At 44.4% G+C, this 15,026-nt stretch carries 13 protein-coding genes; 8 read left to right on the forward strand and 5 right to left on the reverse strand.

Going from position 1 to position 15,026, the window contains the following annotated elements; genetic code table 11:
* The first annotated feature begins 93 nt into the window (after positions 1–93).
* Positions 94–744 (forward strand): ribonuclease T, encoded by a 651-nt coding sequence (gene rnt, locus L9Q40_RS17395; protein ID WP_020335678.1) that lies wholly within the window; start codon positions 94–96, stop codon positions 742–744.
* A 21-nt stretch (positions 745–765) separates the two neighbouring features.
* The gene (locus L9Q40_RS17400) at positions 766–2,091 is read left to right on the forward strand and encodes a Na+/H+ antiporter family protein (RefSeq protein WP_014232548.1); all 1,326 of its coding nucleotides are present in this window, start codon (positions 766–768) and stop codon (positions 2,089–2,091) included.
* Positions 2,092–2,176: 85 nt separating this feature from the next.
* Here L9Q40_RS17400 and L9Q40_RS17405 read toward each other — a convergent pair whose 3' ends face one another.
* Together L9Q40_RS17405 and L9Q40_RS17410 are read right to left on the reverse strand one after the other, a co-directional pair.
* Entirely contained in the window at positions 2,177–2,806 is a 630-nt protein-coding gene (locus L9Q40_RS17405; RefSeq protein WP_020335679.1) for a DsbA family protein, read from the reverse strand.
* Between the two features lie 76 nt (positions 2,807–2,882).
* Positions 2,883–3,218 carry a Grx4 family monothiol glutaredoxin gene (locus tag L9Q40_RS17410; protein ID WP_014232550.1) on the reverse strand — a complete coding sequence of 112 codons (336 nt, stop codon included), beginning with the start codon at positions 3,216–3,218 and terminating at the stop codon, positions 2,883–2,885.
* 283 nt (positions 3,219–3,501) lie between these two features.
* Between L9Q40_RS17410 and sodB the strand changes: the two genes are divergently transcribed.
* The 3 genes from sodB to L9Q40_RS17425 all read left to right on the forward strand — a co-directional run bounded on the left by sodB (position 3,502) and on the right by L9Q40_RS17425 (position 5,610).
* Entirely contained in the window at positions 3,502–4,086 is a 585-nt protein-coding gene (gene sodB, locus L9Q40_RS17415) for a superoxide dismutase [Fe] (RefSeq protein ID WP_014232551.1), read from the forward strand.
* A gap of 154 nt (positions 4,087–4,240) precedes the next feature.
* Entirely contained in the window at positions 4,241–4,744 is a 504-nt protein-coding gene (locus tag L9Q40_RS17420) for a VC2046/SO_2500 family protein (RefSeq protein WP_372377134.1), read from the forward strand.
* A gap of 182 nt (positions 4,745–4,926) precedes the next feature.
* Positions 4,927–5,610 carry an SDR family oxidoreductase gene (locus tag L9Q40_RS17425; RefSeq protein ID WP_498794063.1) on the forward strand — a complete coding sequence of 228 codons (684 nt, stop codon included), beginning with the start codon at positions 4,927–4,929 and terminating at the stop codon, positions 5,608–5,610.
* A 153-nt stretch (positions 5,611–5,763) separates the two neighbouring features.
* Here L9Q40_RS17425 and adhE read toward each other — a convergent pair whose 3' ends face one another.
* The gene (adhE, locus tag L9Q40_RS17430) at positions 5,764–8,466 is read right to left on the reverse strand and encodes a bifunctional acetaldehyde-CoA/alcohol dehydrogenase (RefSeq protein ID WP_014232554.1); all 2,703 of its coding nucleotides are present in this window, start codon (positions 8,464–8,466) and stop codon (positions 5,764–5,766) included.
* A gap of 702 nt (positions 8,467–9,168) precedes the next feature.
* On the opposite strand from adhE, the gene L9Q40_RS17435 reads away from it, so the two are divergent.
* Both L9Q40_RS17435 and L9Q40_RS17440 read left to right on the forward strand, forming a co-directional pair.
* Positions 9,169–9,807, forward strand: coding sequence for a YchE family NAAT transporter (locus L9Q40_RS17435; protein WP_014232555.1), 639 nt, complete (start codon positions 9,169–9,171; stop codon positions 9,805–9,807).
* A gap of 35 nt (positions 9,808–9,842) precedes the next feature.
* On the forward strand, positions 9,843–10,715 hold the full coding sequence (locus L9Q40_RS17440; protein WP_020334532.1) for an ion transporter: 873 nt from the start codon (positions 9,843–9,845) through the stop codon (positions 10,713–10,715).
* A gap of 33 nt (positions 10,716–10,748) precedes the next feature.
* Here L9Q40_RS17440 and asd read toward each other — a convergent pair whose 3' ends face one another.
* The gene (gene asd / locus L9Q40_RS17445; RefSeq protein ID WP_014232557.1) at positions 10,749–11,864 is read right to left on the reverse strand and encodes an aspartate-semialdehyde dehydrogenase; all 1,116 of its coding nucleotides are present in this window, start codon (positions 11,862–11,864) and stop codon (positions 10,749–10,751) included.
* 431 nt (positions 11,865–12,295) lie between these two features.
* Between asd and nhaC the strand changes: the two genes are divergently transcribed.
* Positions 12,296–13,729, forward strand: coding sequence for a Na+/H+ antiporter NhaC (gene nhaC, locus L9Q40_RS17450; protein ID WP_014232558.1), 1,434 nt, complete (start codon positions 12,296–12,298; stop codon positions 13,727–13,729).
* A gap of 79 nt (positions 13,730–13,808) precedes the next feature.
* On the opposite strand, the gene L9Q40_RS17455 is transcribed toward nhaC, so the two are convergent.
* Positions 13,809–14,972, reverse strand: coding sequence for a hypothetical protein (locus L9Q40_RS17455; RefSeq protein ID WP_020334533.1), 1,164 nt, complete (start codon positions 14,970–14,972; stop codon positions 13,809–13,811).
* Positions 14,973–15,026 lie beyond the last annotated feature (54 nt).

A 15,026-nucleotide genomic window follows, 5' to 3' on the forward strand; every position in this document is an offset into this window, starting at 1 on the left:
AAAAGCAGAATTGTATTTTTATCTGATATTGCGGTTTTTCTCATCGTAAGAATCTGTAATAATGCCGCCCTCGTCACACAAAAATAAGCCAACATGACAATAGAAAATGAAGCTCTAACCCTGAAAAAGCGTTTTCGTGGTTATTTCCCTGTGGTAGTTGACGTTGAGACCGCGGGTTTCAATGCTCAAACTGATGCACTTTTAGAAATATGCGCCGTTACCCTTCGCATGGATGAAGACGGTGTCCTGCATCCAGCCTCTACCATTCATTTTCATGTTGAGCCATTTGAAGGTGCTAACTTGGAGAAAGAAGCGTTAGAATTCAATGGCATTCGTGACCCTTTTAGCCCACTACGTGGCGCGGTTTCTGAACAAGAAGCACTAAAAGAAATTTATAAGCTCATCCGTAAAGAGCAAAAAGCCGCAGACTGTTCACGAGCGATCATGGTTGCGCATAATGCCGCTTTCGACCTAGGTTTTGTTAACGCAGCGAACGAACGTTGCAAACTAAAACGAGTCCCTTTCCATCCGTTTGCCACTTTTGACACAGCTGCACTAAGTGGTCTTGCTTACGGCCAAACCGTTCTTGCTAAAGCATGTAAAACGGCGGGTATGGAATTCGACAATCGTGAAGCGCATTCGGCACTTTACGATACACAAAAAACTGCAGAGTTATTCTGTGGCATTGTTAACAAATGGAAGGCCCTGGGTGGTTGGCCGCTTGTTGACGAAAATAATAAGTAAACACAATATATTGGAAAAAGTATGAATCCTGTCGTTATTTCTGTTTGCGTCATGCTCGTGTTAGCGTTGATGCGGGTAAACGTGGTGGTCGCCCTCACGTTCAGTGCCATTGTCGGTGGTCTTGTCGCTGGCATGAGCCTAGGCGATACCGTTGCTGCTTTTGAAAGCGGTCTCGGTGGCGGTGCAACTATTGCTTTAAGTTACGCGATGCTCGGTACATTTGCCGTTGCAATCTCTAAGTCTGGTATTACTGATCTGTTAGCTAAAGATGTGATTAAACGCATCAATGGTAAAGAAAGTTCTGCATCAACGACCGGTTTAAAATACGCGGTATTGGTAGCATTGATCTTAGTTACCATGTCTTCTCAGAACGTGATTCCTGTCCATATCGCCTTTATTCCAATTTTGATTCCACCTCTTTTGGGCGTATTTGCGAAGCTTAAATTGGATCGCCGTCTGATTGCCTGTGTTCTGACTTTTGGCCTAATCACGCCATACATGGTATTACCTGTAGGTTTTGGTGGCATCTTCTTAAACAACATCCTATTAAAGAACTTACATGACAACGGCCTAGAAAACGTTGTTGCAAGCCAAGTTCCAACGGCGATGTTGCTTCCTGGTGCAGGTATGATTTTTGGCTTATTGATCGCGATTTTTGTCAGCTACCGTAAGCCTCGTATCTATGAAGAAACCGAGTTGACCGTTGTCCATGAAACAAATCATGTGATCAATAAACAACACATCCTTGTCGCTGCGATCGGCATTGTTGCTGCGTTGAGTGTTCAGTTATACACGGGTTCAATGATCATTGGTGCACTGGCTGGTTTCATGGTCTTTACCTTTGGTGGTGTGATTGCGTGGAAAGAAACGCACGACGTATTCACTAAAGGCGTTCACATGATGGCTATGATTGGCTTCATCATGATCGCTGCAGCAGGTTTTGCCGCAGTAATGAAGCAAACTGGTGGCGTAGAAACCTTGGTTCAATCACTTTCTACAAGCATCGGCGATAACAAACCACTGGCTGCATTGCTGATGCTGGTTGTGGGCTTGCTGGTAACTATGGGTATTGGCTCATCGTTCTCCACGATCCCAATTATTGCGACCATTTATGTACCACTTTCATTAGCGTTTGGCTTCTCACCGATGGCAACAATTGCGCTAGTTGGTACCGCAGCAGCACTCGGTGACGCAGGTTCTCCAGCTTCTGACTCAACATTAGGTCCAACATCGGGTCTGAATGCCGATGGCCAACATGAGCACATTTGGGAAACCGTAGTACCGACATTTATCCACTACAATATCCCACTGATCATCTTCGGTTGGATTGCTGCAATGGTGCTTTAGTATCCGTTCTTTAATAGAATCCTTTGATACACTTAGTTACGAAAAAGCCGCTCAATGAGCGGCTTTTTCTTATCTAAACTCTACATTACTGTGCAGGCATATTATCGATGATGCGTTCGCGAATTAGCTTTAGCGTTGTTTCCGTCGACAAATAATCAACTTCAATCGGGAAATAGGCATCGTTGATTTGCAGAACCAAACTCGGATAAGAGTTCACCCCAAGGCTTCTGGCTAAACTCAGCTGATCTTGGAATACGCCCTCTAGCAGGGTGCCATCCATATCGTTTTTGAACTGCTGGACATTCAAGCCAATCTCTTTTGCTAGCTGTAAATGCGTCGCTTCTTCATGAGGTGGTAACGCTCGCAGATAATAAGCATGCTGAATCGCTTCCAACATCTGTTCATAGCTGTCCTGAAAACCCGCAGCAATCACAGCTCGGCAAGACTGGTAAGTACTTCTTACTGGCGTACACAATTTCCAAAAGTCGTAGTTGAACTTAGTTCCTAACTGACGCTCAATCTGCTGCCAAATCCCTTCGAGCTTTTGTTGCATCTCTGGTGGCATTGGTAAATTTGTATCTGGTGCAAGCCCACCCACCACATACTCAAATTGAATCACACCCGGCAGTTGCTGCTTCAGTTTATCGATGGTTGGTTTGTATCCCCAACACCAACTGCACATAGGATCATGCACGTAGTAAAGCTTTATGTTCATTCCACTACCTTAAAAAAGAAAAAAGGAGCCAGTGCGGCTCCCTCGTATTCTATCGCTAAATGTGAGTATTTACGAATTACTCAGCTTCACCTTCAGCGCGTGCTGCAGCTTCTTTGATTAGCGGCTGAAGTTCACCCTTCTGGAACATTTCCAGGATGATGTCACAACCACCAATTAGCTCGCCTTCAATCCACAGTTGTGGGAACGTTGGCCATTGCGCGTATTTTGGTAACTCAGCACGGATGTCTGGGTTTTGTAGAATGTCTACGTAAGCGAACTTCTCACCACATGCCATTAGTGCTTGTGACGCTTGAGAAGAGAAACCACAGCTTGGCAGTTTCGGTGATCCTTTCATGTACAGCAGGATAGAGTTTTCTGAAATCTGCTGTTTGATTTTGTCGATAGTTTCCATCGCTTCCTCATTCATAGGTTTTAACTTTGTTTATCTGCCACATTCTACTCAATAACGGCAGAATAAAAACCATATAATTGATATGGTTTAAACTAAGCTTGTTTGATGACGCAAGATTCATCACTTCGTCACAGCTAACATCTTAAAATATTTTCATATCGGGGTTTTAATAAAGTAAAAACTTGCTAAAATACCTAGCAAGTCAGTCGTATCGACTCAGAACGAATAAAAACACTGGAAGCAATCGAAAGGTTACCCTTTCATATCAATGGAGAATCGAGTAATGGCATTTGAACTACCAGCTCTTCCTTACGCGAAAGACGCACTAGAACCACACATCTCAGCAGAGACTCTAGATTACCACCACGGTAAGCACCACAACACTTACGTAGTTAAGCTAAACGGTCTTATTCCTGGTACTGAGTTCGAAGGCAAAACTCTAGAAGAGATCATCAAGACTTCTACTGGTGGCGTATTCAACAACGCTGCTCAAATCTGGAACCACACGTTCTACTGGCACTGTCTAGCTCCAAACGCGGGCGGTGAGCCAACTGGCGCAGTTGCTGATGCAATCAACGCAGCATTCGGTTCTTTCGAAGAATTCAAAGCGAAGTTCACTGATGCAGCAATCAACAACTTCGGTTCTTCATGGACTTGGCTAGTTAAGAAGGCTGACGGTTCTCTAGACATCGTTAACACTTCTAACGCAGCAACTCCTCTAACAGAAGAAGGTGTAACTCCACTTCTAACTGTTGACCTATGGGAACACGCGTACTACATCGATTACCGCAACGTACGTCCTGATTACATGAACGGCTTCTGGGCTCTTGTAAACTGGGATTTCGTAGCAGAGAACCTAGCGAAGTAATTTACTTCCCCCTAGTTCAATTTAGTCTTATTCAAAAGCTCGCTAATACAGCGGGCTTTTTTATTACAGCCCCCTTCAATACCTTCTTAGTGCCTTCTTTTTTCTAAAGTTCTTCTCCTTCATGCCGCTATAAAAGCATCTGACGAGGAGCATCATGCAAATTCATACTTTAGACAAAGCAGCAATTATCAACGAACTACAATTCGGTTATGGTATTAATAGTGCCGTACACGAAGGTCGTCGTGCCGATTTTGCTTTGATTCTATCTATGTTTTCGAACGATGTGCGCGATGTGGTTCCTGTAGAAGAAGTCAGCGAAGTAAAGGCAAGTGACGAAGTTCTACGTCAGCAATTTGGCCTTTCTCAACCACAAAATTTGCGTTCAGACAGCAGCAGTTATGAACTCGCTGCAGAACAAGCAAAACAGTTTCATAATGCAGGCTTACCTTCCGCAAAGCTTAGCCACTACCTCAAGCCAGATGCGCTAACTTATATGCCCCAAGACACGTTTGACCTTCCAGAAGAGGTCTACCATAACCTATCAGGCCATGAGCGACGTCGTTTAGGTACGAGAAATCAGACTCTTATTGCTGATGCCGGGCTATATAACCAACTGGTTACCGCTCAGCGCCAATACCAAATTCAAACTCGGGCTTAGTATTCAACTTTTCACTACCTGATTACACTTGTAACACATACGAAATGTGACGACTTACTAATTCCCACACAATAGTCTTCCCCCAAAAGCGTTAGTTTGAAGCTTTTCACACTGAGCCGTTTGAAATTAATCCATGCTGATAGCACAAACCACTGGTTTATACGGAACTGTGTAGGTGTTATATGGATATCAAAGAATCAATTATACTCGTCACATCAGCAGGTTCAGTCATTGGCAGAACATGCTCTAGCCACTTTGCCCATCTCGGCGCCACGTTGATTCTATGTGATCAAAATGCTGACGCGCTTAAGGAAAGTTACGAGCAAATTAGCGCGTTTACCAATAAGGTTTTCGCCATGCACGTATGCAGTGACGACACAACTTCGATCAACTTGTTGTTTGACCAAATAGAATCCGAACTTGGCGCAACACCAGATGTGGTGGTCAATTGCTGGACCAGCTCCCCAATGCCGAGCTTAATGGCGCCAGAGCCAATGAGTATATATATCGACCATCTATCTTCTGCTGCTCGTTTTCTTTATACCTATGGTCAGGTTTCCGCAGAACGTTTCCGTAGCCGGAATAAGAAAGGGGTGATTGTTAATGTGATTTCGCATGATAACCACGAAGATCTGACTGGCGTAGAAAGTTTGGCTGCGTTGGTATCTGGGTTCACTCATAGCTGGGCAAAAGAGCTGACTCCTTTCAATATCAGAGTCGGTGGTGTAATCCCATCGGTCTCTCATACCAAAGAAGATTTAGACGCGATCCATTGGGCGGAGATTCAGGACGAGCTAGTACGTAACACTGAGTACATTGTCGCGAATGAGTACTTTAGCGGTAGAGTCGTATCTACCGAAGTCTAAAAAATGGTATCTGTTTGATTCGTCATCAATACGGGAATGCGCTTGAAGGTTGAACAAAGAAGATAAAAAAAGCCCCAGTCATTTGACTGGGGCTTTTAACTTTTCCCGATTAAGGTTTCGTGCTAGCGAAAACCTTGTTCAAACAACGCTTACTTACGCGTCTGCTTTTTCTTTTTTAGCTTTAGGAGCAGGTTTCGCTGCTTCTTGGTCTGCTTTCTTCTTGATTACAGTAGTACCTTCGAAAGTTTCACCTTCAACGAAAGCTTTACCGTAGTAAGAAGCAGTCAGAACTTCTTTCAACTCGCTGATTAGTGGGTAGCGAGGGTTCGCACCAGTACATTGGTCATCGAACGCTTCAACCGCTAGCTCATCCAGTTTCGCGAAGAAGTCAGCTTCAGCAACACCAGCCGCTTGAATAGACATTGGGATGTCTAGGTTAGCTTTTAGCTCATCCATCCATGCTAGTAGACGTTCAATCTTCTGAGCAGTGCGGTCACCAGCTTGGCTTAGGCCTAGGTGGTCAGCAACTTCAGCGTAACGACGACGTGCTTGTGGACGGTCGTATTGAGAGAACGCAGTTTGCTTAGTTGGGTTATCGTTCGCGTTGTAACGTACAACGTTAGAGATAAGCAGTGCGTTAGCCAAACCGTGTGGTACGTGGAACTCAGCACCCAGTTTGTGAGCCATTGAGTGACAAACACCTAGGAATGCGTTCGCAAACGCCACACCAGCGATAGTTGCTGCGTTGTGTACTTTCTCACGAGCGATTGGGTCGTTAGCACCGTTCGCGTAGCTTGATGGTAGGTACTCTTTTAGCATCTTAAGTGCTTGTAGAGCCTGACCGTCTGAGTATTCGTTCGCAAGAACTGATACGTAAGCTTCCAGAGCGTGAGTTACCGCGTCGTAACCACCGAATGCAGTTAGAGACTTAGGCATGTTCATAACAAGGTTCGCATCAACGATAGCCATGTTAGGAGTTAGCTCGTAGTCCGCTAGTGGGTATTTAGCGCCAGTCTTGTCGTCAGTAACAACCGCAAATGGAGTAACTTCTGAGCCAGTACCTGAAGTAGTTGTGATACAAACAAGCTCAGCTTTTTGACCCATTTTAGGGAACTTGTAGATACGTTTACGGATGTCCATAAAGCGCATTGCTAGTTCTTCGAAGTGCGTTTCTGGGTGCTCGTACATTACCCACATGATTTTCGCAGCATCCATTGGTGAACCACCACCTAGCGCTAGGATCACGTCTGGTTGGTAGCTCGCCATTTGAGCAGCACCTTTCTCTACTACAGATAGCGTTGGGTCAGCTTCAACGTCGAAGAACGTTTGAACTTCCATACCTTGTGCTTTCAGTAGTTTCACTACGTCATCTGCGTAACCGTTGTTGAATAGGAAACGGTCAGTTACCAGGAATGCGCGTTTCTTACCTTCTAGGTCGCCAAGCGCGATTGGAAGGCTACCGCGACGGAAGTAGATTGACTTAGGTAGTTTGTGCCACAACATGTTTTCAGCTCGCTTCGCAACAGTTTTCTTGTTGATTAGGTGTTTAGGACCTACGTTCTCAGAGATAGAGTTACCACCCCATGAACCACAACCTAGCGTTAGAGAAGGAGCAACGTTGAAGTTGTACAAGTCACCGATACCACCGTGAGTAGTCGGGATGTTGATTAGGATACGAGCCGTCTTCATCTTGTCACCGAAGTAACGGATGCGGTCTGCGTTAACGTCTTGGTTAGTGTATAGACCAGAAGTGTGGCCGATACCGCCGATTTCAACCATTGTTACCGCTTGAGCAACCGCGTCTTCGAAGTTGTCAGCACGGAATAGACCTAGCGTTGGAGACAGTTTCTCGTGAGCGAATGCGTCGTCGTAAGAAACTTTACCCAGACCTTCACCAACAAGCACTTTCGTGTCCGCAGGCACTTTAACGCCTGCCATTTCAGCGATAGCCGCTGCTGGTTGGCCAACGATTTTCGCGTTTAGCGCGCCGTCGATAAGCAGCACTTTACGAACTTTCTCTGCTTCAGCTTTGCTTAGTACGTAAGCTTTGTGCGTTGCGAAACGCTCTTTCACTTCGTCGTATACTTCGTCAACCACGATTGCAGCCTGCTCAGAAGCACACACTACGCCGTTATCGAATGTTTTAGACATCAGGATAGAAGCCACTGCACGTTTGATGTCAGCCGTTTCGTCGATAACAACTGGAACGTTACCTGCACCTACACCGATTGCTGGCTTACCAGAAGAGTAAGCCGCTTTAACCATGCCTGGACCACCAGTTGCAAGGATAAGTGCGATGTCATCGTGCTTCATAAGAGCGTTAGAAAGCTCAACTGAAGGCTGGTCGATCCAACCGATGATGTCTTTTGGCGCACCCGCTGCTACTGCTGCATCCAGAACAAGTTTCGCTGCATCGTTAGTAGAGTTTTTCGCACGTGGGTGTGGCGAGAAGATGATACCGTTACGAGTCTTCAGAGAGATTAGAGATTTGAAGATCGCAGTCGAAGTTGGGTTAGTGGTTGGTACGATACCGCAGATGATGCCTACAGGCTCAGCGATAGTCATCGTACCCAGGTTGTCATCCTCTTCCAGGATGCCACAAGTCTGTTCGTCTTTGTATTTGTTGTAGATAAACTCAGAAGCGAAGTGGTTCTTGATTACTTTATCTTCAACAATACCCATACCAGATTCTTCAACCGCTTGCTGCGCTAGAGGGATACGAGCTTGGTTAGCTGCAAGAGAAGCGGCACGGAAGATTTTGTCTACTTGCTCTTGAGAGTAAGTAGAGAACTCTTCTTGCGCTTTCTTAACGCGGGCAACCATTGCATCTAGTTCAGCCATATTAGTTACAGGCATAGGGATTCTCCTAAAATTAACAAATATTAAAAACTTTTTAGTAAGGCTATTGCTTATCTCTTTTTGCTGCTTATCAGCCACTTAACAAACAAACGACTTAGTAAATTGCTTTCATGGCTGAGTATAATGTTTCAAAGCATGAAAATAATTGACTTGGATCAGTTCTCATCCTCGAAATACCACCAAAGTGTAGTATAAGCGACAGGTATAATTATAACCAACTGATAATAAACAACTTTAGACCTTACAAACCATAGAACAAAAAAGCAGCAAACAGACAAAAAAATTAAATTAACTACACCAGACTGTAAAAAAGTTTCATTTTTAGACATAAGAATTACATGTATGCCTAATTTAATGTGCTACTAAAAGTATATAGAATTACTTCACCCCTCTGCAATCACCCTGTGTTTTTAATCAAAAGTGCACCATTGTGAATGTTTGTGTAAAACACAACTGTTAAACAATAGCACTCCATGCAACATTTGATTTGCAGTTTAGATACAGATTTTTAAAAAATTAGTTTTTCTCACAAATAGTATGGGAAATACGTTAGTTTTTTTCATTTCTACTGGGTGGTGTTTTCACTTACATTTAGCGTCCAACGTCATATCGTCTGAATAGAGTGTCTTTAACTTCAAACGATTTAGATAACCTACTCTCTCCATTTTTCACTTATGTGAATGTTTATGAGAATGCACTATGCAAACTTTTGAGCTCGCTATTTTCTTACAGTTTTTTTTAGGTCTGGTTGCTGCCGTTAACCCAGTTGGTATCATGCCAGTGTTCGTCTCTCTGACAGGCCACATGACACCTGAAGAAAAGAGTAAAACAGCCACAACCGCAAACATTGCCGTTGCAATAATCCTTTGTATCTCGCTACTCGCAGGTCAGCTCCTGCTGGACATGTTCAGCATTTCTCTGGATTCATTTCGAGTTGCTGGCGGATTGCTGCTGCTAAGCATCGCATTCTCAATGATGAGTGGTAAGTTGGGTGAGGATAAACAAAATAAACAAGAGAAATCTGAATACGTCAGTCGTGAACAGATCGGGGTTGTTCCTTTAGCAATGCCTCTAATGGCGGGACCGGGTGCAATCAGCTCGACTATTGTTTACGGAGCTCGCTACCCAAGTATGCTAGATACGGTAGGCATTAGTATTACTATTGGGGTGTTCTGTTTTTGCTCATGGTTGCTGTTCCGCTCTGCTCCATTGATCGTTCGCTTTTTAGGCCAAACAGGGATCAACGTAATCACCCGTATTATGGGCCTGATCCTTGGTGCACTCGGCATTGAGTTCATCGCTAACGGGCTACGTAACCTATTTCCCGGATTAGCCTGATATTCCATAAGCTTGTATGATAGAGCGATTCAACCATGGATCGCTTTGTCATGAAGACTCACTCTCTGAAAAATACACTCTACGTTACCATTTTTGGCACGCATACCAAGGCTGGTCGAACGTTTGATATCGTATTAATTATTGCGATATTAAGCTCACTGGCTGTTCTGGTCCTCGACTCTATTCCTGCGGTGCAAGCTGAATGGGCAAAGGAGCTAAAGTACCTGGAGTACACCTTTACCGGCCTGTTTACCATCGAGTACCTTCTTCGCCTCTATTGCTCACCTAAACCTGCCGCTTATGCAAAAAGCTTCTACGGGATTGTTGATTTACTGGCGATTCTGCCAACCTACTTAGTGCTATTCTTCCCATCAGCGTCATTTATGGGCGTGATAAGAGCACTGCGTGTGTTGCGTATTTTCCGAATTTTAAAGTTAGTACGCTATCTTCAAGATTCTAATGTTCTTCTTCGGTCATTGCTCATGGCTCGCAGGAAAATCTTCATATTTTTCAGTGCTGTTGCCATTCTTGTCACCATATTTGGGTCACTGATATATATCGTTGAGGGGCCAGAAAATGGATTTACCAGTATCCCAAAAAGCATTTACTGGGCCATCGTGACCATTACCACGGTTGGGTACGGTGATTTGGTTCCCCAAACCAACCTAGGAAAAGCACTGGCTTCAATAACGATGTTGCTGGGTTATTCGATAATCGCCGTGCCGACAGGAATCTTTACCGCAGAGTTGCACCAAGAAATTCAATCACATAAAGAATTGGTCAAATGCCCAAACTGTTCGCAAGCAGGCCATGATCCAGACGCCATCTACTGCAAGCACTGTGGTAGTGAACTTGCCGATCCGGACAAACGTGTCGTTCGGGGCGAAAGCAAAAAAAAGAGCTCCTAATGAGGAGCTCTTTTCATCAAAAACAGAGAAACGTTATGCTTTCTCTTGAAGGATAATTCTTAGTGTACGACGTAAAGGCTCAGCTGCGCCCCATAGCAATTGGTCACCAACCGTAAACGCGTTCAGGAAGTCATCACCCATCGCCATTTTACGTAAACGACCAACTGGTACAGACATCGTGCCAGTAACTTTTGCTGGTGATAGCTCTTGCGCCGTGATGTCTCGCTCGTTTGGAATCACTTTTACCCAATCGTTGTGAGTAGCAATGATCTCTTCGATTTCATCCATTGGCACATTTTGCTTCAGTTTGATAGTTAATGCTTGTGAGTGACAGCGCATCGCACCGATACGTACACAAGTACCATCAATAGGAACTGGTGAGCTTTGAGAACCAAGAATCTTGTTTGCTTCTACGCCCGCTTTCCACTCTTCTTTGCTCTGACCATTATCACGTTTCACATCGATCCACGGGATAAGCGAGCCAGCTAGTGGCACACCAAATTTGTCAGTTGGGAAAGAAGCGCTGCGCATCGTCTCTGCAACTTTCTTATCGATATCCAGGATCGAGCTTGCTGGGTTAGCAAGTTCTGAGCTCACTGAATCATTGATAACGCCCATTTGAGAGATCAGCTCACGCATGTTTTGTGCACCTGCGCCAGAAGCTGCCTGGTACGTCATCGCGCTTGTCCACTCAACTAAGCCTTTCTCAAACAGACCACCAAGGCCCATTAGCATCAAACTTACTGTACAGTTACCACCAACAAACGTGTTAGTGCCACCGTGGATGCCTTGCTGGATTTGCTTCAGGTTTACAGGATCCAGTGTGATGATTGAATCTTCTGCCATACGCAGAGTAGAAGCAGCATCAATCCAGTAACCTTTCCAACCAGCTTGACGAAGTGCTGGGTACACTTTTTCAGTATAACCACCACCTTGACACGTAATCACCGCATCAAGCTGTTTTAAACTTTCAATATCAAACGCGTCTTGTAGTAAGCCTGCGTCTTTTCCTAAGTTAGGAGCAGGAATACCAATTTGAGAAGTACTGTAGAATACTGGTTCGATTAGATCGAAGTCTTTTTCTTCAACCATGCGCTGCATCAGGACTGAACCTACCATACCGCGCCAACCAACTAAACCAACTCTCATCGCCTTAACTCTCCATGTATTAAAAACCTTCTCCCATAGTTCAATTTTCGCAGCAAAATCTCAAGCCCTAATTTGTAAATGAGCGCAATTTTTAACGTTTTCTACCGAAAAATTGCTTTAGAAGTAATTTTTGAGCATTTGAACTCCGTGGAATCGTCATTTATAAGTAGGAAAAGTTATTTTTTACCCGCATTGGTCTTACCACTCTTTTATCTGTAACATTTGAAGCACATTATTCTCACACCACAAAACATTTAACACCAATTTTATTAAACATATCTAGAAAATAACTTCACATGCAAACGTTTAACTCGCCCTAGATCAACATAAAACACCAAATATTCGAAATATAATGCTGGTTACTGTATGTTATGCCGCTATTACAACAAGGAGCGTCTTCTTCTATTGCTCCACGATATACAGAGGCACGTATGAAGCAAGTTACAACACGCCTTCCTAACCTGATTCAGGTATTTATCTCGTTAGGTTTATTCCTTCTTTTGGCATTTTCGTTCACTGCTAAACTCGATCTTCCAATCCAACTGGCGCTGTACATTGGTTGGTTCATTATTATGCTATTGGGCATAAAGCTGGGTCATCAGTATAAAGACCTTGAAAAAGCAGCATTAAATGGTATTTCTAATGGCTTGGGTGCGGTTTTAATCCTCCTTGCCGTAGGTGCACTTGTTGGCACCTGGATCTCCGGTGGCATTGTTCCGACCATCATTTACTACGGGCTACAAGCTATTCATCCATCCATCTTTTTGCTCGCTACGATGATCATCTGTTCTTTAACAGCATTAGCAACGGGTACATCTTGGGGTGCGGCTGGTACTGCGGGTATTGCCATGATGGGAATTGGTCAGGGTCTTGGTGTTCCGGCTCCGATTACAGCGGGTGCGGTTCTCTCTGGATGTTACTTCGGAGATAAAATGTCGCCGTTGTCTGATTCTGTAATCCTTGCTTCTTCTATGTCTAACGTCGAAGTGATGGAACATATCAAAGGTATGTTACCTATTGCCCTGATCAGCTACATCATCACTGGCATCATGTTCACCGCATTTGGCTTTCACTATGCAGGCCAAGTCGATATGAGCCAGGTAGACTCCGTGATCAAAGCGATGGAGCAACAGTTCTACATCACACCTTACTCGTTTGTACCAGTGATAATAGTGCTTGGCCTACTGGCGATGCGTATGCCTTCTTTCCCTGTTATCAGCTTTGGCTCGTTACTGGGTATCATCTGGGCAGTCATGATTCAGGATGTAGATTTTCTGACGGCATTCAATACAGCGTGGGCGCCATTTGCGATTTCGTCTGGTGTTGATTTCATCGACTCTATCCTAAACCGAGGCGGTATGTCGTCTATGCTAGGCTCCGTCGCGGTGATCGTATTTGGTTTGGGCTTTGGTGGCTTGCTGGATAAAGTTGGCGTGTTAGAAACCATTGCGAAGCTATTTGAAAAACGTGTCCAGAGCTCTGGTTCATTGGCAACCAGCACCATTGGTACCGCATTTATGGGTAACGTATTTGGTTCAGCAATGTACGTGTCTCTCATCCTGACGCCAAAAATCTGTGCTAAAAACTACGACCGTCTTGGTTACAAACGCAAAAACTTATCTCGTAACGCAGAGTTCGGTGGCACCTTAACCTCTGGTATGGTTCCTTGGAGTGACAACGGCATCTACATGGCAAGTATCCTAGGTGTCGCGACCCTGTCTTACGCACCGTTCATGTGGCTTAGCTTTGTCTGTATCATTGTGACAATCATTAGCTCTTACATGGGATGGTTCGTTGATAAGTGCGAGCCAGTGGCAGAGTCTACCGCACAAGAAGAAACGGAATTACAACAACAAACGGCTTAATACCGTTTACTGATATCAAAAACAAAAGAGCGCCAAGGCGCTCTTTTTATTTATGCTGAATTCAGGTAATGCAGTCAAACTAGCTTTCTTTTATGTTTGCTTTGACGGATGCCCGCTTTCCCAGTACATAGCCAAGACCTAGCGGAGCAAAGAAGATCGCGATAATGAACAGAATGAAATAGATAATGGTGCTTCTGACGAGCTCAATCAATTTTGTCATTGCCAAATCGACAACCTGTTGAGAGACGCGATCGATGTCTTGTGCAAATTTTTCTCTTTCATGAGTAATAATCAACGCAATCTCCTGGCGTTCTCTTGCCACCATCTCTTCTAGCGCCTGACGCTCTTCACCTAACTGAGATAGACGAGCTTCGGTTTTCATATCGATATCGTCAACCAGAGGCTGAAGTTCAAGTGCCATTTGCTCAGCCAAATAGCGCATATATTCTGGGTTATTATCGATAAAGTCTCTCATCGAATCGGCTGTCACTTGCAGGCTATTTAGCGCCGCGTTGACTTTTTCAATGCTGGCTGAGCTGTTTAGTGCCAGTAATTGTGCCTTCCATGTCATGATCTTTGGTGCTTGTTTAGACGCTAAACTTAACCGATCAGACACATCCCCTAGCGCTTCTGGCATTGTTCCTAACGTCATTACGGCTTCTTCCTCACTAATTTGAGAAAATTCCAACCATGCCCGGTAGGCTGGCGTTCGGATCATACTCAGGTCAGCAAAGGGATGTTGCTTGACGAAATTAGCCACAAACGGTTTTGTATTGTCATACACTTCTTTTTTTAATATGGATTGAGCGAGCTTGTCGACTTCATTCGCCAAATGCTCAGAGACGTTTTTGGCTTCATCCGTGGCAAACAGATTGCTGCCTGCTCCTGTAGCAAAAAACTCGTCGACTTGATGCGCGAATACCCACGTATCAATCAGGCCAGCCATAGGGGTGACCTGATAAGCCGAGGCCTGTAAGCCTTCTTCCGCGTTTATTTTCCATAATAGGAGGTAAGATTGGTTAATTTGGTCGTTGGGGTCATACTTAGCTTCTAAAGAATCAGCAGCTTGCTCTACCTGAGCAAAATATTGCAACGCATATTCTCTCGTCAATATACGCATATTGAGCTCTTGCTTGGTAAGCGGTACGGTTTGGCTATCAATTTTCACTGATAAAAGTGAACATCCAGAGATTGTCATAGCCACCCACATAACCATCATTGAAAATATTCGATGAGCAGACATGGTATTACCTTTAATAAATTGGTGTAGAACAGGAATCAAGGCGAACTGAGAAAC

Source organism: Allocatenococcus thiocycli, assembly GCF_921292965.1.
GTDB classification, from domain to species: domain Bacteria; phylum Pseudomonadota; class Gammaproteobacteria; order Enterobacterales; family Vibrionaceae; genus Vibrio; species Vibrio natriegens.